Source organism: Exiguobacterium sp. EF_C8 (genome assembly GCF_054956715.1).
In genome coordinates this window covers 1,531,257-1,551,665 of record NZ_CM143264.1, presented here as the reverse complement: position 1 = coordinate 1,551,665, position 20,409 = coordinate 1,531,257, and the positions used below count along the sequence as shown (strand labels likewise).

At 45.3% G+C, this 20,409-nt stretch carries 24 protein-coding genes; 13 read left to right on the top strand and 11 right to left on the bottom strand.

The genetic code is table 11. The features are described 5' to 3' along the window. The first annotated feature begins 23 nt into the window (after window positions 1–23). A complete protein-coding gene (locus ACY2IG_RS08245) occupies window positions 24–3,245 on the top strand; it encodes an ABC transporter permease (RefSeq protein ID WP_462618708.1) in 3,222 nt (1,073 codons plus the stop codon). Between the two features lie 141 nt (window positions 3,246–3,386). Here ACY2IG_RS08245 and ACY2IG_RS08240 read toward each other — a convergent pair whose 3' ends face one another. Further along, window positions 3,387–3,671: a hypothetical protein gene (locus tag ACY2IG_RS08240; RefSeq protein ID WP_035408095.1), complete on the bottom strand. Its 285-nt coding sequence runs from the start codon at window positions 3,669–3,671 to the stop codon at window positions 3,387–3,389. After that, window positions 3,668–3,970 carry a DUF2089 family protein gene (locus tag ACY2IG_RS08235; RefSeq protein ID WP_056061265.1) on the bottom strand — a complete coding sequence of 101 codons (303 nt, stop codon included), beginning with the start codon at window positions 3,968–3,970 and terminating at the stop codon, window positions 3,668–3,670. The genes ACY2IG_RS08240 and ACY2IG_RS08235 overlap by 4 nt, the downstream gene beginning before the upstream one ends. A gap of 187 nt (window positions 3,971–4,157) precedes the next feature. Here ACY2IG_RS08235 and ACY2IG_RS08230 point away from each other — a divergent pair, with 187 nt between their 5' ends. Genes ACY2IG_RS08230 through ACY2IG_RS08220 form a run of 3 tightly spaced genes read left to right on the top strand, consistent with a single transcriptional unit; the run spans window position 4,158 to window position 6,218 of the window. Next, the gene (locus tag ACY2IG_RS08230; protein ID WP_056061264.1) at window positions 4,158–4,571 is read left to right on the top strand and encodes a DUF4064 domain-containing protein; all 414 of its coding nucleotides are present in this window, start codon (window positions 4,158–4,160) and stop codon (window positions 4,569–4,571) included. 28 nt (window positions 4,572–4,599) lie between these two features. Next, on the top strand, window positions 4,600–5,289 hold the full coding sequence (locus tag ACY2IG_RS08225) for an ABC transporter permease (protein ID WP_308101504.1): 690 nt from the start codon (window positions 4,600–4,602) through the stop codon (window positions 5,287–5,289). Beyond that, on the top strand, window positions 5,289–6,218 hold the full coding sequence (locus tag ACY2IG_RS08220) for an ABC transporter ATP-binding protein (RefSeq protein WP_308101503.1): 930 nt from the start codon (window positions 5,289–5,291) through the stop codon (window positions 6,216–6,218). Before ACY2IG_RS08225 ends, ACY2IG_RS08220 begins: the two co-directional genes overlap by 1 nt. Before the next feature lie 118 nt (window positions 6,219–6,336). On the opposite strand, the gene ACY2IG_RS08215 is transcribed toward ACY2IG_RS08220, so the two are convergent. Continuing rightward, the gene (locus tag ACY2IG_RS08215; RefSeq protein WP_035408106.1) at window positions 6,337–6,669 is read right to left on the bottom strand and encodes a hypothetical protein; all 333 of its coding nucleotides are present in this window, start codon (window positions 6,667–6,669) and stop codon (window positions 6,337–6,339) included. Window positions 6,670–6,744: 75 nt separating this feature from the next. Between ACY2IG_RS08215 and ACY2IG_RS08210 the strand changes: the two genes are divergently transcribed. Further along, window positions 6,745–7,320 (top strand): hypothetical protein, encoded by a 576-nt coding sequence (locus ACY2IG_RS08210; protein ID WP_290754664.1) that lies wholly within the window; start codon window positions 6,745–6,747, stop codon window positions 7,318–7,320. 105 nt (window positions 7,321–7,425) lie between these two features. Here the strand turns inward: ACY2IG_RS08210 and ACY2IG_RS08205 are convergent, their stop codons facing one another. From ACY2IG_RS08205 to ACY2IG_RS08195, 3 genes are read right to left on the bottom strand one after another with little or no spacing between them, the layout of a single operon-like run. Continuing rightward, window positions 7,426–8,385 carry a FecCD family ABC transporter permease gene (locus ACY2IG_RS08205; protein WP_374120245.1) on the bottom strand — a complete coding sequence of 320 codons (960 nt, stop codon included), beginning with the start codon at window positions 8,383–8,385 and terminating at the stop codon, window positions 7,426–7,428. A 5-nt stretch (window positions 8,386–8,390) separates the two neighbouring features. Beyond that, entirely contained in the window at window positions 8,391–9,374 is a 984-nt protein-coding gene (locus ACY2IG_RS08200; RefSeq protein ID WP_290773181.1) for a FecCD family ABC transporter permease, read from the bottom strand. A 58-nt stretch (window positions 9,375–9,432) separates the two neighbouring features. Continuing rightward, window positions 9,433–10,353, bottom strand: coding sequence for an ABC transporter substrate-binding protein (locus ACY2IG_RS08195; RefSeq protein WP_329470941.1), 921 nt, complete (start codon window positions 10,351–10,353; stop codon window positions 9,433–9,435). A 183-nt stretch (window positions 10,354–10,536) separates the two neighbouring features. Between ACY2IG_RS08195 and ACY2IG_RS08190 the strand changes: the two genes are divergently transcribed. Together ACY2IG_RS08190 and ACY2IG_RS08185 are read left to right on the top strand one after the other, a co-directional pair. Continuing rightward, on the top strand, window positions 10,537–11,280 hold the full coding sequence (locus ACY2IG_RS08190; RefSeq protein ID WP_462618707.1) for an arylamine N-acetyltransferase family protein: 744 nt from the start codon (window positions 10,537–10,539) through the stop codon (window positions 11,278–11,280). Window positions 11,281–11,285: 5 nt separating this feature from the next. Continuing rightward, window positions 11,286–11,756, top strand: coding sequence for an NUDIX hydrolase (locus ACY2IG_RS08185; protein ID WP_462618706.1), 471 nt, complete (start codon window positions 11,286–11,288; stop codon window positions 11,754–11,756). Between the two features lie 44 nt (window positions 11,757–11,800). Here the strand turns inward: ACY2IG_RS08185 and ACY2IG_RS08180 are convergent, their stop codons facing one another. The 3 genes from ACY2IG_RS08180 to ACY2IG_RS08170 are packed head-to-tail and all read right to left on the bottom strand — an operon-like array spanning window position 11,801 to window position 14,119. Next, a complete protein-coding gene (locus tag ACY2IG_RS08180) occupies window positions 11,801–12,505 on the bottom strand; it encodes a DUF554 domain-containing protein (protein ID WP_035408116.1) in 705 nt (234 codons plus the stop codon). 16 nt (window positions 12,506–12,521) lie between these two features. Next, window positions 12,522–13,454: a DMT family transporter gene (locus ACY2IG_RS08175; RefSeq protein ID WP_462618705.1), complete on the bottom strand. Its 933-nt coding sequence runs from the start codon at window positions 13,452–13,454 to the stop codon at window positions 12,522–12,524. Further along, a complete protein-coding gene (locus ACY2IG_RS08170) occupies window positions 13,454–14,119 on the bottom strand; it encodes a GntR family transcriptional regulator (protein ID WP_462618704.1) in 666 nt (221 codons plus the stop codon). The genes ACY2IG_RS08175 and ACY2IG_RS08170 overlap by 1 nt, the downstream gene beginning before the upstream one ends. Before the next feature lie 141 nt (window positions 14,120–14,260). On the opposite strand from ACY2IG_RS08170, the gene ACY2IG_RS08165 reads away from it, so the two are divergent. From ACY2IG_RS08165 to ACY2IG_RS08140, 6 genes are all read left to right on the top strand, one after another. Continuing rightward, window positions 14,261–14,584, top strand: coding sequence for a PadR family transcriptional regulator (locus ACY2IG_RS08165; protein WP_056061231.1), 324 nt, complete (start codon window positions 14,261–14,263; stop codon window positions 14,582–14,584). A gap of 1 nt (window position 14,585) precedes the next feature. Then, window positions 14,586–15,344, top strand: a complete 759-nt coding sequence (locus tag ACY2IG_RS08160) for a hypothetical protein (RefSeq protein ID WP_462618703.1) — start codon at window positions 14,586–14,588, stop codon at window positions 15,342–15,344. Window positions 15,345–15,470: 126 nt separating this feature from the next. Beyond that, a complete protein-coding gene (locus ACY2IG_RS08155; RefSeq protein ID WP_290753212.1) occupies window positions 15,471–15,884 on the top strand; it encodes an SRPBCC family protein in 414 nt (137 codons plus the stop codon). 194 nt (window positions 15,885–16,078) lie between these two features. Continuing rightward, entirely contained in the window at window positions 16,079–16,213 is a 135-nt protein-coding gene (locus tag ACY2IG_RS08150) for a DUF2164 family protein (protein WP_308102102.1), read from the top strand. 712 nt (window positions 16,214–16,925) lie between these two features. After that, complete coding sequence (locus tag ACY2IG_RS08145) at window positions 16,926–17,831, top strand: helix-turn-helix transcriptional regulator (protein ID WP_035408125.1); 906 nt, start codon at window positions 16,926–16,928, stop codon at window positions 17,829–17,831. A gap of 76 nt (window positions 17,832–17,907) precedes the next feature. Then, entirely contained in the window at window positions 17,908–18,423 is a 516-nt protein-coding gene (locus tag ACY2IG_RS08140; RefSeq protein WP_462618702.1) for a DinB family protein, read from the top strand. A gap of 92 nt (window positions 18,424–18,515) precedes the next feature. On the opposite strand, the gene ACY2IG_RS08135 is transcribed toward ACY2IG_RS08140, so the two are convergent. Together ACY2IG_RS08135 and ACY2IG_RS08130 are read right to left on the bottom strand one after the other, a co-directional pair. Beyond that, complete coding sequence (locus ACY2IG_RS08135) at window positions 18,516–19,079, bottom strand: GNAT family N-acetyltransferase (RefSeq protein ID WP_462618701.1); 564 nt, start codon at window positions 19,077–19,079, stop codon at window positions 18,516–18,518. Window positions 19,080–19,094: 15 nt separating this feature from the next. Continuing rightward, window positions 19,095–20,330 carry an MDR family MFS transporter gene (locus ACY2IG_RS08130; protein ID WP_462618700.1) on the bottom strand — a complete coding sequence of 412 codons (1,236 nt, stop codon included), beginning with the start codon at window positions 20,328–20,330 and terminating at the stop codon, window positions 19,095–19,097. Window positions 20,331–20,409 lie beyond the last annotated feature (79 nt).

The following is a 20,409-nucleotide window of genomic DNA, read 5'->3' as shown; positions in this document are numbered from 1 at the left end:
TCAAACGCAGGAGGTTTTTGCCGATGCTTAAGTTCATCTGGAATTCCTGGTGGCGCAATAAAGAGCGCTTCATCCTGCTGCTCGTCGGTGTCCTGATCGTCAGTACCGGACTGAGTTATTTGATCGGTACGACGCAAGCCAATAACGGGACTGTCGTCGATGAGCTACAAAAGCGTTGGGGATCTTCTTACGACCTCGTCGTCCGCCCGGAAGGCAGCCGGAGCGTAACGGAAGACTTGAAGTTACTTGAGCCCAACTATATGAGTGGTCTCGATGGTGGGATCACCCGCAAACAATACGAGACGATCAAAAAAGTCACTGACGTCGAGGTCGCTGCCCCGATCGCGATGATCGGCTACAATCAAACAGTTTCGAGTGTCGGTACGCACACGATCGATCAAGAAGGGATTTATAAACTGACGATCAAAGATACGCAAGATACCGGATTACAAAACGAATCATCGAGTGGGGTCACCTACTTAGCAGCAGGATGGGAACCCACAGGGGATGCAAAAAAATCAGGGGTGTCTCCCCTCCTCCTTGGAAAGCAGCCACTTTTTGAGTATGGGAGCCAAGTCATGATTGCAGGAGTTGATCCCGAAGCGGAAGCCGCACTCGTCGGCTTGGACCAAGCGACGACAAAAGGAACCTATAGTAACTATTTTTCAAAAGATGATCAGGTCATCTCGTTCGGGGAAGACGGTGTTCAAATCCCAATCTTGTTGAACAATCGTGAATATGTCGATGCGTCACGCATCTACACGTACGAAAAAGTCGAGCTTCCGTCTAAAAAGAAATCCATCAACGACATGGTACAACAAGTCGAACAAAAAGGCGGAAAAGAATACTTAGACTCCTTACCGACAAGTGGTGCGAAACGTTATACGATCACGACACAAGATGTCCAGAAGAAGCTCGTCAATGATATTTTAAAACATACGTTACCGACTGCTGAAGAGACGAACAGTAATTCCTTTACGTGGATTGCCTTAAAACCGTCTCCGATCGACTACCGCTCGATCAAAAGTCCGTACGCATCACGTTGGCCGTTCACCTATCAAGTCCAACCGAAACAAGTCGACCAAGATTCCTTACTCGCTAAACGCAGTATGTACCGGGAAGCGAGGATGTTCGGAAAAGATAGCGCGGACTGGCCAAAAGTCAACTTGAACTATATCGGCGTCTTCGATCCAAAAAAGTTGAATATCTCGAAAGATCCGTTGACGGAACTGCCGATGGAGACGTACTTCCCTTCGAAAGCTCAGTGGGTGATGGACAAGAATGAACGTCCCGTCAATCCGGTCCGAGACGTCAAACCAACGAATGATCCGTATGATTTTCTGACAAAACCACCATCGATGCTGACGACGCTCGATGCCGCATTCAAGATTCGTGGCGACAAAGCGATTTCAGCCATCCGCGTCAACGTCAAAGGTGTCGAGACAATGAACGCTGCTAGCGAGAAGAAGCTCCAGCAAGTCGCAACAGAAATCGAACAGAAGACCGGACTGATCACGGACGTGACACTCGGTTCCTCGCCGCAACTCGCTTTGACCTATTTACCGGGGCTAAAAGACGAATCAGCGCTTGGCTGGGTTCAGCAACCGTGGATTAAGCTCGGCTCGTCGATTGCGATCTTTCAGGAAGCAAAAGTTGGGATGAGCGGCATCATCGCCAGTGTCATCGCCGTCGCACTCGTCTATGTCTTCAGCTCGAATATCATCTTGCTCTACGCTCGAAAGAAAGAGTTCGCGATTTTACTATCGCTCGGTTGGCGCCCTCGTCAGCTTTCGAAACTGCTGTTCCTCGAAGCAACAATACTTGGTACACTCGTCGTCTTGATTGCTTGGACGATTCTCGGTTCGTTCTGGGTCACGACGGACAATCCGATCGCAATCGGTCGGATTCTATTGATCAGTCTTGCTGGTTTACTCATTTACTGGGGTGGAACGCTCGTACCGATGACGCTCATCCGACGCATCAAACCGTATGAAAGCATGCGTTCTGGTGAAGTCTCAAAAGGTCGTCGTTTCGTCCGCGCGCGTAGCGTGCTTGGGATGAGTACCAATCAGCTTGTCACCTACTGGCAACGAACATTGCTATCGGTCGTTGCGATTGCCTTACCGACGAGTCTGTTCATCTTCTTTCTCTTCATCACGTTCCGCTTAAAAGGCGTCTTGTACGCAACGTGGCTCGGCGAATATGTCGCGCTCGAAGTCGGGACGATGCATTACGTCGCGATGGGCGTCGCTCTATTAATCGCTATTCTAACGACGACCGAAATCATGTGGCAAAACGTTAATGAACGCAAGAGTCAGCTTGCCGTCCTCAAAGCAACCGGCTGGCAAGACAGACAAGTTCGTTTACTCGTACTAAGTGAAGGGATGATGACGGGACTCTGTGCTGGTGTGATTGGTCTTTTGACTGCACTTGGAATGATCGGTTTCGTTTACGGACAATTCCCGGTCCAAGAGCTTGGTTTCCTCAGCATCATGCTCTTGATTCCTGTGATCACTGGCGTATTAGGTGCCTTACTTCCTGCCGAGCGCGCTGTCCGGATTACACCGAATGCGGCACTCGGTAGTGTCGTTGAAAATACACAGGCGACAGAAGGACGTTTCAAATGGGTTCTCGGATCGATTGCTGCTTCCTTGTGTATCGGGGTTGCGAGCCTGTTCTTGTTCGCCTCAACCGAATCCTCGACGACTACACCACAGAGTGCGCCGCCGAAACAACAGACGAGCGGACAAAAATTAAGAGACTTGGCTTCGGAAACAAAAACATCCGCTGACAAGAAAACAGACGATCAAAAAGCACTTAAAAAACTGATGAAGAAAGGGGTTATTCAAACCTATCCGGGTGATCCGGAAGCTACATCTGAACTGTTCTATGCTAAATCACTCATTCCAACACCAAAAGAACTTAATCTAAAGGAAAAGACCGGTTATCGCTATGTCACGATTCCTGTTGTTTTGTACGATCCATACACCACAGAAAAAAATGCATTTGGGATTTACCGACCTGGCACATTTACGATAACGTCACTCGACGGAAAAGAATATGAAACCGTTGATTACGTTAATCATAATAAGAAAGCGTTCAGGAATAGTTATCAATACTTCTCTCCCTATAAGTCAACCGTCGATTTGGTCTATCAAGTCCCTGTCGACCAGAAAGTATTCGTTCTCTTTGCTGCGGATGATGCGTTTCCGAAGGATACGACAGTGAAGATTGAACTCGATTAATATGCCGTAATATGAATCTAGCACGGAACATGTAAATGAGAGTCGCCTCGGTTTCATCATCAAAGCAGAGGCTACTCTCATTTTTTCATGAAAAAACGATCTCTCTCAAGATCGTCTGTATGTGAAACTATATGTACGACTTTACAGCGTATCGTGCACGCGCATTCGTTCTAGTTCTTTTTCTTGATTCTTTTTTAAAGCTTTTCGACCACGCGACCATTGTTCCCAAAGTGAAATCAAACCGATTCCTAAAATCAACACGTAGGCTAATAGGCTATTATATCTACCATCAAAGTAACGCCACGTCATCACGATCACTAAAATGATCGGCATGATGATGCCAAGATATGGATTGTGACGACTCGATAAGAAATACTGTATTCCTAAACAGATACTGATAAGTAGAGCAGAAACGAAGAAATTCATTGATTGTTACCCCTCTCAAGTCGATATTTTTCGATTATTTTTTTTGCATCCTCAATCGTGATGCGATCCTCGATTGCCATTTGTTTAATATATGTGATGAACGGTTCATTCTCGATTTTCTCATTCACTTCGATTTTCTGAATGATACGATCGACACGAATTCGGACGGTCGGATAGGACACATCATAATGTTTTGCTAGTTCCTTCAAGGAACCTGAGCTTACGATGAATTTTTTTACGAATTCCACTTCTTCCAATTCTAGAGATAAAATCCAATCGGGAACATCATCTTTCTTCATTTACCATTTCCCTCCCATGTATTCACAATAGCATTTATTTAAATAAAGTTAAAGTATTTTTGATATTAATTAAACATTTAACCAATAAAAAATTAAAATATATTCATTTTCCCACTTGTCATAGAGATTCAAGTCATGGTAGTTTAGGAATGTCAAATCGGAAAAATAAGGAAAAGGAGTGTTTTACTTGAAAAGAACAACAGAGTACATATTTGCAGTCATCGGTATCGTTTTGTTTGGATCATTGTGCTTAGGCGGTTTTCTATTGTCTGGCTCGATTGCGGATCACGCTGGCATGAAAGATTTGGTCGATCAATTCATTCGCGATGAAAACATCACGGATGTCACGGCTAATCAAATCCTCACATCCTTTCAACAATTCTTCTTGTACCTTGGTGCCGTCTCGCTCTTATGTACATTAGGAGGCATCTTCTCAATCGTCCGGATTCGCAAAAACGGTTCTGCTGGAAAGCTATTGATCATTACAGCGATTCTCGGGGGAATCTTTACGTTACTCGCCGGCGCCTTCGGTTCAATCGCTTACTTGATTGCCGGTATCACGAATGTATCGAAGAATAAGAAGCTAGCGCGACAATATTAATCATACTTAGAGAAAGGTGCGTCTATATATGTTTGCCATTACGCTTCGCGAATTCAAATCACTTTTTCAAAGCATCCGCGCCATCCTGATCATCGTCGTCTTGTTCGGCGTGACGACTGGTTCTGCTAAACTCGTCAGCCAGTTCAAAGGGCAACTCAGTGATCTTGGTCTAGGTAACAATGCGTATATCATCGGATTGATGTTACTTCTGTTTTTAGCTGCTCCTTTATTCGTGACAAGTATTTCTCATAGTAGTGTCAATAAAGAGATCGAGTCGAAGACGATTCGTTTTCTTGCAACAAAAACGTCCCGTGAAAACATCATTTTCGGGAAGTTTTTAGGCAACGTATCATTTTGGGTCCTCTGCCTGACAGTTTCCCTCATATTGATCGTTCCGTTTTCAAAGTCGTTTCATTTCGTCGATTTGATTCAAAGCATCATCTTCGTCTCTTATTTCATTGGATTGTCGTTGTTTCTTTCAACAGTCGTCAATAGTTCCTCGATGACGATGTTCGTCGGAATCTTCATCTCGATCGCGCTTCCGATCATCGGGATGTGGAGTCTTATTTCGAAGAATGTCATCGTTGATACGTTGTCTTACTTAACGCCATATTATTACTATACGCAAGAAAACACTGCTTATACTTACCTTGTTTTGATTCATATCGCTGTTTTCGTCTTGACGACTCTGATTATCTTTAAAAGGAGAGATCTCTGATGTTAGCCCTTCGTGCAACCAATCTAACGAAACAATACGGCAATAAGAACGTCGTCAACCAGCTGAATCTCGAGATCGAGCAAGGGGCTATCTTCGGATTCCTAGGTCAAAATGGCGCCGGTAAATCAACGTTCATCAATATGATCACTGGACTGGTCCGCCCGACGTCCGGGACGTTCGAGTTACTCGGAGCGCCGAACGATTCCTTGAAAGATGTCCGGACACGGATTGGTGTTCTACCGGATTACTCGACCTTTTACGAAAACTTCACGGCGCTCGATCACTTGAAGTATTTCAGTAAAGTCCTTGGTCTGAAGACGACGATCGACGAGTTGAAGCAACTTCTGCGTGATGTACAACTCGAAGACGCGATCGATATGAAAACGAAGAACTACTCGTTCGGGATGAAAAAAAAGCTCGGCATTGCCCAAGCTTTAATCAATCGACCGGATATCTTATTTTTAGATGAACCGACATCTGGCGTTGATGCCAACTCGATTCTCGGAATTCACTCTTTGATTCGCAAGATTGCAGCAGACGGAACGACGATATTTCTAACGTCCCACAACTTGGACGAGGTCGAAAAACTATGTACGGAGATTGCAATCATGCAGGCTGGATCAATCCAAACGCAAGGTACGATGGAGGAGTTACGGGAACAATATGAGAAAAACATCAATGTTCATGTCAAACATGCGTTGCTCGACAATGAGATGCAACTACACTTGCAGTCCAAGTTGTCGACGCTTGCGAAAGACGTCAATGTCTCCCCGACTCAGTCAACGTTCATCGTCCAAAGTGAACAGGATATTGCGACGATCAATTCTTATCTTGTCTCACAACAGATCCATGTCTATCGACTCGAAGTAGAAGAAGCGTCCTTAGAAGAAATCTTCTTGAATCTAGGCACAGAAAGTCGCTCGGCTTAAACACTCGTTTTAAATCGATACATTATGAATTAAAAATCAGGCTTCCTAGCATCGTGAATATACGATGTCAGGAAGCCTGATTTATGTAGCTCAATTCTATTTTATATAAGATACCACTTTAAGGACCCGTACCGCAGGAAACAGCATACTTTTCCGCGTTTACCTTCTTTGAATAACAGATAAAAGGTGTTCCTCCCGTTTCACTTTTCCAATCATACCAAAACATATGGTACCGTTCTGCAACAGGATCTTGTTCCGTAATGACCGCAAAGTAATTTTGATAGTAATAGCCTTGTTTGTATAGTTCGTGTCTAAGAGCACCTTTAGGCGTAGCATCCGTAAACAGAATAGGTGATAGTACCGGCATGAGTAATACAATGAGGGCTATAACTCCTAAAAATAGTGCCAAAAATTTCTTTTTCCTTTTTTTCTTAAAATTCGATTTACTCATTTTTATACCCTTTCCTTTTTTGGTTTTTTTTGTTATATAATAACATGAATCAAACAATAGAAAGAGGTCGCGATCGTGAAAAAAACTATTTTTTCATCCCTCACTTTAGGTGTCATCCTATATGCTGGTTTCTTATGGAGTAATGCGATTGCCGATTCTAATGTTGCACAAGAAAAATCTAAGAGTAGCATCACAGAGGAACAAGCTTTCGATTTTTTCACTACAGTGCTTGAGCAACAAAAAGCAGATTTCTTGAACAATACTCCATTAGCGCATACTAACCTTTCAAAGTTATCTGAAGGGGACGAGGCTGTATTGATTTTTCTATCCACTACGGAAGTCGATAAAATTCAGCTGAATTCATTCAAATACAACATTTCTGATGTCAAAGTCTATTCAGAGAATCAAAAAAATTATGCTGAAGCGTATGTCACACGAACTTTTAACTTCGGAAAAAGTGGTCTTGAAACGGGTTTAGGTGATCAATTGGTACTTGAAATTCCATCACATGTAGACGATCAAAGCACATCGGTTTCTTCGAGTAAATTAACCATTGAATCGAATCCAAACGCTAATAACGTTTCAGTTGATGAATTTTTAGAAAAGTATAAAGAGGAAGTAGAAAAATCAAACCAACTTGAAGCCAAATAAATATAGAAAGATGTCGCCATGATTCGTCAAGTGCGTACTTCTTTCCTTTCATAAAAATGGAGTCCTTCGCGTAAGCGCTAGGACTCCATTTTGGTAGATCGAACATCATGCCGTCCGTTCTCTCCGTAAAAGATACAGGAAATACGGCACACCGATGATCGCTGTGATCAATCCGGCTGGTACTTCAAGTGGTGGATGTATCCCTCGACCGAGTGCATCCGCGACGACGAGTAACCCTCCGCCGAGCAACAGCGCCATCGGCAACACAGCAAGATGCTTATGACCAACGAGACGCCGTGCCATATGTGGCGCAATCAGTCCGATGAAACCAATCGCACCGACCGTCGCGACGGCAACACCAGCTAGAATGACCGCGAGCGCCAAGAAGATGTGCCGCGTCCGCTGAATTGGTAACCCAAGACCGATACTGACTTCTTCACTTAGTGATAAGACATCGAGTTGACGATGGCGATAGAAGATGATTGCACCAATCACGACGAGCACGGGCGCTAAGATCATCACTTCCTGCCACCCTTTCCCGAACAGACTCCCAGCGAGCCAGACGAGTGAATCGTTCGTTTGGAGCGGAAACTTGATCAACAAGTATTCCGTCCCTGAAGCACAAATCGCACTGACCGCGATACCAAGTAACGCAAACGAACTGCGGGATACATTCCCACCCCGCTCAAGCATCATCAATGCCAGCATGACGAGTGCTGCTCCGATGAAAGCAGCGATTGGTGTTAACAAGAGCGGACCATCCGGCACGAGGGCAATCGTTAAGACGGCGAACAGTGACGCACCATTCGTCACACCGATCACGTCAGGCGAAATCAATGGATTACGGATGACACTTTGTAAGATGACTCCTGCAAGTGAGAAACTCGCACCTGCTAAGAAAGCAAGGACAGTTCGCGGCAGTCGGTAATTTTGGACGATGAAGGCATCCTTTCCACCAAAGAACGACTGCCATAGATCCGATAACGATAACTGAATCGAGCCGACCGACAGTAAGGCAAAACTCGCGAAGAACACGAGCACCGCAACAATCAAAATCCGACGCATGTCTTTCATCGTAATCCCCCTTTCATCTGACGACGTGCCAGAACAAGGAAGAATGGTGCACCGAGCAATGACGTCACGATGCCGACTGGTGACTCATACGGATAGGCGATGAACCGCGCGAGGACATCGGCATACGTCAGCAGAAGTCCACCGATGACGGCAGCGACCGGCAGAACGATCCGGTAATCTTCCCCGACGAGGCGCCGCGTGATGTGCGGAACCATTAATCCAATGAAACCGATCGCTCCGGCGACTGCAACGGTGACGCCTGCGAGTAAGACGACACTGATGCCGGCAAGCAAACGGATTCGCGTCACTTTTTGCCCGAGACCGACCGCGACGTCTTGTCCCAGTTGGAAGACAGCGAGTGATTTCGCGAGACTCGCCGCAAGAAGCAAACCAGCAATCGACCATGGGAGGACGATCCGTAGTTCAAGCCAGCTCGCGTCACTGAGCGAACCGGACAACCAGTACAAGACGTTCGTGATCCGGTCGTTGAACAAGATCAAGCCTTTCGTCAGCGACGTCAACAAGAGATGGATCGCCATCCCGACGAGGGCAAGTTTTAATGCTGTCATCCCGCGAACGGAGGCGAACGAAAAGACAAGCACTCCACCGACTAAGGCACCGGCAAAGGCAAAGTAGATCAAATTTGCCGTTCCGAGCGACGGAAAGACGAGCAGGCTTAAGACGACGAGAAATGACGCACCGGCATTGACACCAAAGACTTGCGGTGAAGCGAGCGGATTTCGTGTCACGGCTTGCATGATTGCCCCTGCAACGGCAAGATTCGCTCCGAGCAACAATCCGAGTAAGAGCCGCGGTAAGCGCAGATTTGTCAGGACGAGCCCTGCTTTTGATGTCGTGCCACTAATCCACTCCTGGACTAAGTGAATCGGATTCATCTGTGTGATGCCAAAGAACAGGCTACTATAAACCGCCAAGCAACCGAGTAATATGAGTACAAAAATCAGACGTTTCCGCTGCACCGGATGGTTCCCCTTTCATCAAGACGAAAAGCCAGATTGCTCCGGCTTTTGTCGTTCATTATTTCTGTTGTAACAATTGAATCGCTTCGTCAACGATCTGTTCTGCAGCGTCAAGTCCTCGATAGCGTGTCCAAAGGTCACGATTGACTTCATAAACTTCTTTGTTCTTAACCGCTGTGATCTGATTCCAGAGCGGGTTGTTTTTCCACTCCTTCAGCAGTTTCGGATCGGCTTCCGCCATGAAGATGACGTCCGGATCCCATTTGACCATCTGCTCTAACGTAATCGTAACGGTAGGTTCCGCTGTTTTCGTAACAGCGTTCTCGATACCGATCTTCTCGAGTAATTCACCATCAAACGACGTCTCACCATGTGCCGTCAGTGAATCGGCGCGGAAGACACCAACCATCACTTTTCGATTGTCGTTTGGATCCACCTTTTTCTTCGCTGCATTCAATCGTTCTTCATGCAGGGCAAGTCGGTCATCCATCTGTTTAGTTTTCCCGACTGCTTCCGCAATCGTCTTGAACGATTCGATGTTCTCTTCGTACGTCGCATTCCGACTCTTCAAGATGATCGTCGGTGCGATTTTTTGCAGTTGCTTGTAGATTCCTTTATGTCGGTTGAAGTCGCCGATGATTAAATCCGGCTGCAAGGAACTGATTACTTCAAGATTCGGTTGTTGACGTGTACCGACTTCCGTGAACGCGATGTCTTTTCCGAGTAATCCGGAGACATCGGTCTTATTTTCTTGTGCGATTCCGACTGGTGTAATCCCAAGTTCGTCTAACGCATCAACGAATGAGTATTCAAGTGCGACAATCTTCTTCGGGTGCTCCGGCACTTTCGTTTTTCCTGCCTCATGCGTAATCGTCCGCGTCTTTTCGTTTGTTTGTTCTGCTTGACCTGAACAGGCCGCAAGCATCAAACTGCTCAACACGAGTAGCGTCAACGCTGTCATCCAAGTTTTCCGTCTCATGATGAGACCTCCTTTAGTTCGTGATTCGACATTGAGAATCATTCTTAATTAATCCTGTTTCAGCATATCAAAGATTCCCATCGAACAAAAGGGTTATCCTTATTTTCAGATAATATATGCTCAAATCCACATTTTCTGAAGCAATATGGGATAATCAGGTAGTATATAAAGGAGGGATTACAGATGGATTGGATGAAAGACTTGGAAAAACGGCTCGGATTTCCGCTTGAGACGATCACGTTTGATCAGTTACCTCGTTTACTCGAAGCCTTTGCCTACCAGTTACCGTTTGAGAATACGACTGTGCTTGAGAAACGAATCCGTCCGTTTAACGACGAGCGCTTCATTGAAACGTTTCTGACGGAGCGACGTGGTGGTGTCTGTTATGACTTGAACGGACTGCTGCACCGGGTCCTGCAGGAACTGAATTGTCCCGTTCGACTCGTTCAAGCGACTGTCTACGATACGAAGTCAGATGCCTGGTCAGCGACCGGACCGACCCATGTCGCGATCATTTGGAATGAAACACACTTGCTCGATACCGGCTTCGGCGTCAATTTACCGCTCGTTCCGGTTCCGTTGAATGGGGAGACCGTTCATTCCGCTAGCGGCAGTTACCGGATCATCAATAATGACACACTTGAGATGAAGCGAACGGGACAAGCGGAGTTTGTGACTGGATACCGGTTCGACCGCGAGACATCCATTACAACAGATGACTTATCGAAGATGGAACAGATCATCCAGCAGAGCGACGCTTCGCCATTTAATAAAGGTCGCCTCGTCGCGATGCGGACGTCGCACGGACAAAAGACGTTGACTGAGCGGACGTTACGAATTGAAGAAGCGACGACAACCGAATTGCCGGTCGCAGGTCCCGCTCAATTCGAGATGCTGTATCAGTCTCACTTTTTAGGACAGGAGTAATGAACATGGATCGATATACGCTTTGTTTAATTCGCCACGCGGATAGTTTTTTACTCGTCAACCGCCAAAAACGACCAGCGATGGGCATGTGGAACGGTGTCGGCGGCAAGATTGAACAGGGCGAGACACCGGAAGTTGCTGTCATCCGCGAGACGTTCGAAGAGACGGGCATCACGCTCAACAAAGTGACAGCAAAAGGCATCGTTCGCTTACACGGGGAAGAAACGTCTGGCATGTATCTCTATCTTGCTGAACTAAAAGACCGCCCGTTTCCGACACCGGTCATGACGATCGAAGGTATCCTTGATTGGAAAACACTCGACTGGATCTTAAACGATGAAAACATGGGAATCATCAGCAATCTCCGGCATTACTTACCGGTCGCTTTGTCAACGGATCAACCGTTGTTGCATGACTTCCATTACGATGGACATACAATCACTGCTTACGAGACACACGAATTGATCGAGACATAAACAGAAAATCCCCGCTCGTCCGCTTTCGGACAAGTGGGGATTTTTCATGAAAACAGATGGAGACCGGTGACGATAACTGCGACGATGACGATACCCGGTAACAAGTTCGCAACACGAATCTTCGTGATGCCAGCGAGATTAAGACCGATTGCCGCAATCATCACCCCACCAGTCGCCGTCATCTCAAGAATAAATTCCTGCAGTGCGGCGTCGGGAATGAATTTCGTGATCGCAACAGCACTTAATGCAATCGCCCCTTGATAGAGAAAGACGGGAATCGCTGAGAACATGACACCGATCCCGAGCGTTGAACTAAGGACGAGTGCCGTAAAACCGTCAATCAATCCTTTCGTATAAAGGACGTCGTGATCCTGGCGTAGTCCACCGTCGAGGGCTCCTAACACACCCATCGCGCCAATGACGAAAATTAACGTCGCTGTCACGAATCCTTCCGCGATGTTCGACGGACGACCCCGACTGATCTTACGTTCGAGCCACGCTCCCATCCGGTCGAGTTTCTCATCGAGCCGGAACCACTCGCCGATTGCACCACCGAGAACTAGACTACCGATGACGATCAAGAAGTTCGTGCTTTTCATCCCCATCTGCATTCCGAGCACGACGACAGCAAGTCCAATCGCCTGCAGGACGGTCTCCTTCATGCGTTCCGGTATCCGGTGGAACATTAATCCAAGCAACGTCCCGATGATGATCAGGACGGTATTGACGAGTGTACCTGTTAAAACCATCTGACAGCCTACTTTCTCAATTGATTTTTCGTTTAGCGGAACGAACGACGGTTCGCTCTGCCTGATTCAAACTATGCAACGTCATCCCGAGCATGACGAGGATGATTCCGAGTGTCGCGAGTCCCGTTGGTAGTGCCGCGTGAAGGAAAAGAATCTCTCCGAATACGGTAAAGACGATCTCGAACGATTGCGTTGCTTCGATCGCTGCTAACCGAACCGGATCTGTCCGAACGAGCGACGTCGCGTAGAAGAAAAGCGACGTTGCGATGACGCCGGAGAACAACGCGACGAATCCGGACTGGGTCACTTGATTGACACTCGGCAATCCGACCTGTATGTAGGCAATCATGGAAAGAACGATCCAAAACGGTAGACTGGCAAGTGTCATTCCGAGAATCCGTTCAAACACATCGAGCTCGTTCCCATAGCGTTCCATCATCTTCCGGTTCCCGAGTGGATAGGCAATTGCCGCGACGAGGACCGGTAAGGCACCGAACAACAGTGACTGCAGCGATAGGCTTCCCGCGACCGATAGTTGCATGACGACGACACCGAGGACGATCAGGACGGAATACTTCAGTGCTGACCACGGGATCCGTTGGTTGAACAAGGGGGCAAGCAACGGTCCCGCTAAAATCGTCAACTGCCATGTCCCGGCAATCAACCAGCCTGGTGCGTAGTCAGCAGCAAAACAGATGCTGCCGTAGAACAGTCCGAAGCCGATCGTTCCATACAGTAACCAAAAGCCGATATCGGCTCGAAGCGCCTGAAAGACGCGCCCGATCCCCCGTCGGATCATGACGATGACGATAAAGAACGGCAACATCAGGAAAAAGCGGAGCGACGCACTATAAATCCAGTGACCGCCTGCCCCTTGCATCGATTGATTCAAGATGAAGGTGACGGCAAAAAACATTGCCGCTAAAATTCCATAAATGATCGGTCGCATCAGCTCTCCTCCTTTAGTGTCGAGACGAGTAGACGTCCGAGCCCGTTCCAATTATGCTCCGTCGCCTGGACGAGTTGCTCGACATCCTGTTGTTGACATGCATCTAAAATCGCTGCATGATCGGCAATCGACTGGCGTCCGAGACGATCAAACTGAGCATATTCGAGCCGGCGGATCAACGGGGTCAATCGACGGATTGTCTCTCGTAGTTGATCGTTTTGACTGCGCTGCACGAAGACATCGTGAAAGGCATCGTCAAGTGCTAGTGCCGCCTCTGTATCCTGCTGATCAATTGCCGTCGTGAATTGTTGATGAATCGACTTTAGACTCGTTAGATCGTCATCCGTCAGCATTGATCCTGCTAAACGCGCCGCTAACCCATGCAGTGTCGCAATGATTGGATAGGTTTGCTGTGCCTGTTCGGCATCGAGTTCCGTCACGATCGTCCGTGAACCCCGTTTTGCTAAAATCAATCCCTCCTCTTCGAGTCGTTTCAAGGCTTCGCGGACCGGTGTCCGACTGACACCGAACGCTTCCGCGAGTGCTTGATCGTTCACCTTTTCTCCTGGGGCAAGACGTAAGGTGATGATGTGGTGTTGCAAGCGTCGATACACTTCCTCACTTAAAGGAAGTCGTGCAATGGCTAAATCATTTGTAGGTTTCATACAAGTAATATATTACATATCAATTCATCGCGAAAGCACCATCCTAAAATTCATTGGATTTATTTTACTCACTACCTTGCAATACAAAATAGCATAGCGTATCATTACCTTGTAATACCAAGTAGCGAAAGGAAGATGCGGATGTCATCGACGCAAATGTTAAAAGGAATTCTCGACGGTTGCTTACTCGCACTGATTGCGGAAGAAGAGATTTATGGCTATGAACTGGCGACGAAACTGAAAGCGTACGGATTCGCTGACATCAGTGAGGGAACGATCTATCCTCTATTGATTCGGATGCAAAAACTGGACTGGATCGAAGCAACCTCTCGCGTCTCCCCGTCCGGTCCAAAACGAAAGTATTATTCGATCACGACGAGCGGTGTTGAAGAACTCGCCGCTTTCAAACAAAGATGGCATCACCTTTCAACGAGTGTCGAAAGCATTTTAAAGGAGGACGAATGAGATGACCCTATCGACGGAATCAAAACGATTTTTGGAAGACTTAAAGGTATACCTACTTGCTTCGGGTAAAAATGAATTGGCGACGAACGAGATTGTCAACGAACTCGAGGATCACCTGATCGAAGCGGAAGCAGACGGAAAATCGGTTCGCGCGATCACAGGTGATAGTCCCGCCGATTACATCCAATCGATTTCTAAAGAGATGGCATTTGATCCAAAAGAAGCGTTTTGGCTCGTCTTGCAAGTTTTTCTCGGCGCATCCAGTTTTCTCTATCTCCAAAACCTCTTGGATGGTACAACGACGTTCAGTATCCTGCTCGTTGGCGGTTTCCTGTTGATTAGTGCCGTTTACCTGACCACCTTGGCGTTTCTCTTCCGTCAAGATGCTTTACGTGATGGCGCGCGCCCTCGTATCATGCGTTACGGCATTCATGGTAGTATTCATTTTCTGTTAATCATCGGACTATTGATCGTCAACGGACTTGTTGATTCACCAAAGATCACGTTATTCCCAAGCGTCGGCTGGATGATTGGTGCCCTATTGATTATCTGGATTCTTGTCACGGCATGGAAGACGAAGACATGGATTTTGCCGATTGCATTGCTCGTCTATTTTGTTCCCCAAATCATTCTCCGTACTGTATTTGATTGGTCGGAATTGACCTCTGGACTTGTCGGATATGCTGTTGCTGCCATTACAATGACAGTCGCTTTTATTCGTGAATCTAAACAAGATCAGTCAAACGTCTCAAAGCACTGAAGCAACGATTTGGTTCTGATACTTAAAATGACCTCAGCGCTAAGATCATTTTTGTATATCATTGAGAAAAAATTGAGGATAGAATTAGAATAAAATATATTAAAAAAGAATAGGTGGTTGTAAACGATGCATCAATCTGTGAAAGATATTCAACATTCCATTAAGATCAACAAGCCCATTGAACAGGTATGGGAGAACATCTCGACGGCTCGCTCTTTATCTAAATGGTTTATGCCAAACGACCTTGTCGCACAAACAGGATGTGTGTTTCATATTCAATCTCCTTTTGGTCCATCTCCTTGCACGGTATTAAACGTACAACCAGAAAGAGAATTATCGTTTAGTTGGGATGAAGATGGATGGATCGTGACCTTCTCCCTAACTCCATTGAACGACCTTACCCTTTTCACTGTGACACACAGCGGATGGAAAAACGCTGATGACCTTGTGCCGAAAGCAAATCAGCCACAAGGTCGTGTCCGTAACTTTATGGACCAAGGTTGGGATGGGATGCTTCAGAAATTAAAAGCAACATTTTAAAGGAAGGCATGTACATTTTTTTACGACAAAATATAGACTGTGATTTTAAAATACATTCTCTTGTAGTTTTTTTAGATCATTCAGAGATCAACAAAGATAAAGGGAGTGTCGTTATGTTCAATCGATTTAGTAAAGAACAATAACAAATTATCCAGTCTATTTAAGATTTTTTCTTAGAAGAGCGCAACGAAGAGCTGTCTGAGTTCGCCGCAGAACGTGTTTTTGATTTCATCAAAGAGTCAGTTGCTATTCACTTTTATAATATTGGAATTCAAGACGCTCATGCGGCTGTGTTAAGTCATTCGCGTCACTCGACGATGAATTGTTAACGCTCAAGCGTCCCGTATCTCCATAATATATTTTTAGCAGAGATCTTTTGTCATCCTCTACAAAAAAGTATGCGCCGGCGCATACTTTTTTGCTCTTTAGCGTTCACTTTCAACTATGTTTCATTAAAATGTATCTCATTATTTTTTTATCGAACCATCCATTGTTCATTTTATAGGATGACGGATCATTTCAGTCGAATGTATTGAATCATTTTGTAAATAAAGTATAAAACGACTATAAAAATAAAGACGTTTCCTAGCATACTTATGGCTGCAACCTGATTCATTTTTTCCCACTCTCCTTCTTATTTAGATAAGGACTTTATTTGAATTGAACCGAATTTTAACATACTTCCTTTTCCATACGTAACCCTTGATTTTACATTTTTATGATTCATAAGTAATTTTCATTTTTTTGGTGTTAGCTTCCCGACTTCAAAGTGGTAGCTGTCTTATCGCCGAATAAATTCTTAAAGAAATAGGTCAAAATTACATATTGAATTAGATTCACAACTCAAACATATCTAATAAGATAAGGAAAACCACAAAAAGTATGCGCGATGCATACTTTTTTCTTTGGATTTTGATTCAATTCATTACGAAGTACTTTTTAATCTCTCCATAGAACGAACAAATCAATTATACTAAACGTAATTATTTGTATGGAATGACGGTTCACACTATAGTCGTGCTTAATACAAAGGAGAATTTTTTGAAACTCGAACGATTACTGACTATCATATTTAAGTTACTGCATCGCTCTACGATCTCGGCCGCTCAATTAGCTAGTGAATTAAATGTCTCTCAGAGAACGATTTATCGAGATATCGAAACCATTAGTGCAGCTGGAATTCCCGTTACTTCTTATCATGGAACTAATGGAGGTTTCGGTATTATTGAGAATTATAAATGGGATAAGACCTTTTTAAATGCGTCTTCTATGGTCGATGTTCTATCTTTAATGAAAAGTTTATCAGCGCAATTACATGATCAAGATTTAAAAAATACGCTAGAACGGCTATCGATTCTTACGACAGAAGAACAAAATAACCATTTACACATTGATTTAGCTGATCAATCCATTGAGCCTACTTTCTTAATTGATCTTCAAAAGAGTATCAAAGAATCAAAAAGAGTTCTGTTTCAATACATCAGTGCTCAAAAGGAACAGACCATTCGAGAAGTAGATCCTATTTTTCTACGATATAAATTTCGTACATGGTACCTTTATGCTTATTGTTATTTAAGAAATGATTACCGCGAATTCAAAGTGTCACATATGCTCAACCTTCAAAGACTTTCAACATCTATTCAGGATAACCATCCCATTCCTGGAGACAGAGCTGTCGTGAAGCCCGCACGGGAAAGTATCACGTTAAGAGTTCATCCTGAATCCATTCATGTAGTCTTAAACCATTTTCAGCATCAATCGATGGTTTTTGAAGAAGATGGTAGTGTTACGATGACTTTATTGTTACCTTCACCTTTACATGCGGAATGGTTAATCAACATTTTATTAAGCTTCAGATCAGGTGTAGTTGTTATTCATCCCTTGTACTTACAAGACATATTAAGAAATGAAGCCAAAAAAATAGTTAATCTATATGAGGATATATGACACTCAGATGTCATATATCCTTTTTTATAATGAACGTAGTTAGACAGTTCTTACTACAATTAAAGGAGCGATTTGGATGAATGCCGGAAAAACGATGTATGAATATCACAACTGGGCGATGCAGTTGATGTTAGATCATATGGATGCATTACCTGAAAATCTATTAAATAAAGAGGTGAAAAGCTCTTATCCGACAATCGCTAAAACACTTAGTCATATTCTTGCAGTTGATACTATGTGGATTCATGTTTTAGAAAAAGTAGAATTTCAACAAGCGCTACAAGGTGCGATGAGTCAATTACCATTAACTGATGCATATACAATTGAAGAATTCAAAACAGCATTCAAAAATATAGCATCAAAGTATCAACTATTTATAAATCAGAACTCAAATCTTACTATGACGATACATGTGGATAATCCTTGGTCTGGTCCACGGGAAACGACTTTTGAAGAAATTCTTTTACATGTAGCCAATCACGGTACGTATCACCTGGGGAACATTACTACCATGTTAAGGCAGCAAAATGAATCCTCATTGATGATGGATTATTCTCTTTTTTGGTATGAAGATATGAAAGTTAAGCCATAACAGAATGTATTCGTTTTTAATGTCTATTTAGACATCACTATATAAAATAAAAAGGCGTGCACCGGTGCACGCCTTTTTATTTTATCTATTTATCAATTCCCTTGTATTGCTTCATACCGCTCACGCGTCCAGTTATAGACATGACTCGTTACGGTCCGTCCGTCAATTCGTTCTAAGACGAACGGTCGATCAAGGACATGCGTAAAGCCTAGTTTCTCAATGACACGACGTGATTGGTCATTAAAATCAAAGTATCCGCACCAGACGACATCGATCGGCAGTTCCCGAAAGATGAAATCAAGTATCGCTTCGACGATCTCCGGCATCCGTCCTTCTCCCCAGTAGTCAGGAGCGAGGACATAGCCGATTTCGACTTGACGGTCATGCGTGATCGCTTCGTCCGGTCGACGATTGAAGTGAAAACCGAAGCTCCCAATCACTTCACCCGTTTCCTTATTGGTCACGGCATACTCGCCGGGCGACGCTTGAAAGATCCCGATCACTTCGCGGCTTTCGCCAAGCGACGCATGCGGTGCCCAACCTGCCTTCGGTCCGACATTTGGATCCTTCGCGTAAGCATATAAGGCTCCTGCATCGTCGTCTTGCCAACGGCGCAACACGTGCCGTGGTGTTTCTAAAATATCTGGTAAGTTCATCTGTATTCCCCCTTATTAAGATACGTTTCGCTGTCGTTCGACCGATTCCTTCACGAACAGACTTGTATAGATTAAACCGAAGCCCGTCAAAAGGATCAATCCGAGGTAAACACTCATCATCGACGGGATTAAAAATGTCCCAACTAAAATCGTCGACCGAGAAAGCAAATCAGCTCCTGCGAATGACGTTCCGGCGAAGGCCGAGTACGCCCCGCGTTGATCCGCCGGCATCATGTTCGCTTTTTGTGTGTTTAAGACCGGGGAGTAGAGCAACTCGCCGATCGTTGCGATGAAGATAAAAAGCATCAGTGCCGTCATACTGTTGGCACTCGTCACGACAACGTAACCGATCGTGTACAGCATCAGACCTGCAGCGAGCGTCCGGCGCGTAGACAGACGCTTCGCAAGCCGCTGGACGATGAACGTCAACGTGACGACGAGCAACGTATTTTCGATGTTGATGATACTCATCATCCGAACCCCGTTGATCGACCACCCGGCAAACGATAGCGGTTCAAACGAATCAGCGAGGCGGACGGCGACGTAACTCCCCATCGAAAACTCAGCCGCTAAGATACACATCGAACCAAAGACGACCTTAACGAACGGACGGTCCCGCCAAGCGAGTTGATAGCTTGTAAAGATATCCGTGATGACACCACGTAGTTTCTGACGTTGCCACGTTCGCGGTGTGTCGTCGAGAAACAGGTAGTACGCGATCGGTAAAACGGACGACGTAAAGCTCAAGATCCAAAACAACAGCAATTGATTGCTGACGTAGAGCCAGCCCCCGAGCGCTGTTCCGATGGCGATCGAGAGATTGACCAACCAGTAGTCGAGCGCATAGACCGCTTGGCGGTTCTCCTTCGTCGTCGCATCGATGATGATCGCCCCCATTGCCGGTCGACCAAGATTACTCGTCACCGAGAAGACGGCGTAGATGACCATGAACAGCAGCATCCAGTCGAGCGTCAACGAGATCGCCATCGTGATGAACGTCAACGCCGTGAGCGCAGATGTCGTGACGAGTAGGCGTTTACGAGAGAAGCGGTCGGCGAGATATCCGCCGAGTAGATTGGTGATGAAGCTGACGAAGACCATCGCGATCAAAAACGCACCGGCGATGACTTCGTTGAATGCCTTGACGAACAAGAGAGCCATGAACGGCATGATCGAAAACGAGACAGCCCGGTTGAAAAACGATGTGATGAGACGTACTTTAATTGGTTTCGGTATTTCTTTCCATTTCATATTGTCACCTTCCATTCTCTAGCTGTATCATAAACAAGACAATACATAATAAAAATGGACGTCATATAAAAAAGATGTC

Coding starts and splice junctions, on each gene's coding strand:
- ACY2IG_RS08185 (WP_462618706.1), top strand. CDS start 11,286: ATGGATCGATATACGCTTTGTTTAATTCGCCACGCGGATAGTTTTTTA.
- ACY2IG_RS08135 (WP_462618701.1), bottom strand. CDS start 19,079: ATGAACTTACCAGATATTTTAGAAACACCACGGCACGTGTTGCGCCGT.
- ACY2IG_RS08180 (WP_035408116.1), bottom strand. CDS start 12,505: ATGGTTTTAACAGGTACACTCGTCAATACCGTCCTGATCATCATCGGG.
- ACY2IG_RS08160 (WP_462618703.1), top strand. CDS start 14,586: ATGACCCTATCGACGGAATCAAAACGATTTTTGGAAGACTTAAAGGTA.
- ACY2IG_RS08240 (WP_035408095.1), bottom strand. CDS start 3,671: ATGAATTTCTTCGTTTCTGCTCTACTTATCAGTATCTGTTTAGGAATA.
- ACY2IG_RS08155 (WP_290753212.1), top strand. CDS start 15,471: ATGCATCAATCTGTGAAAGATATTCAACATTCCATTAAGATCAACAAG.
- ACY2IG_RS08190 (WP_462618707.1), top strand. CDS start 10,537: ATGGATTGGATGAAAGACTTGGAAAAACGGCTCGGATTTCCGCTTGAG.
- ACY2IG_RS08140 (WP_462618702.1), top strand. CDS start 17,908: ATGAATGCCGGAAAAACGATGTATGAATATCACAACTGGGCGATGCAG.
- ACY2IG_RS08220 (WP_308101503.1), top strand. CDS start 5,289: ATGTTAGCCCTTCGTGCAACCAATCTAACGAAACAATACGGCAATAAG.
- ACY2IG_RS08215 (WP_035408106.1), bottom strand. CDS start 6,669: ATGAGTAAATCGAATTTTAAGAAAAAAAGGAAAAAGAAATTTTTGGCA.
- ACY2IG_RS08235 (WP_056061265.1), bottom strand. CDS start 3,970: ATGAAGAAAGATGATGTTCCCGATTGGATTTTATCTCTAGAATTGGAA.
- ACY2IG_RS08165 (WP_056061231.1), top strand. CDS start 14,261: ATGTCATCGACGCAAATGTTAAAAGGAATTCTCGACGGTTGCTTACTC.
- ACY2IG_RS08170 (WP_462618704.1), bottom strand. CDS start 14,119: ATGAAACCTACAAATGATTTAGCCATTGCACGACTTCCTTTAAGTGAG.
- ACY2IG_RS08195 (WP_329470941.1), bottom strand. CDS start 10,353: ATGAGACGGAAAACTTGGATGACAGCGTTGACGCTACTCGTGTTGAGC.
- ACY2IG_RS08205 (WP_374120245.1), bottom strand. CDS start 8,385: ATGCGTCGGATTTTGATTGTTGCGGTGCTCGTGTTCTTCGCGAGTTTT.
- ACY2IG_RS08130 (WP_462618700.1), bottom strand. CDS start 20,330: ATGAAATGGAAAGAAATACCGAAACCAATTAAAGTACGTCTCATCACA.
- ACY2IG_RS08245 (WP_462618708.1), top strand. CDS start 24: ATGCTTAAGTTCATCTGGAATTCCTGGTGGCGCAATAAAGAGCGCTTC.
- ACY2IG_RS08175 (WP_462618705.1), bottom strand. CDS start 13,454: ATGCGACCGATCATTTATGGAATTTTAGCGGCAATGTTTTTTGCCGTC.
- ACY2IG_RS08225 (WP_308101504.1), top strand. CDS start 4,600: ATGTTTGCCATTACGCTTCGCGAATTCAAATCACTTTTTCAAAGCATC.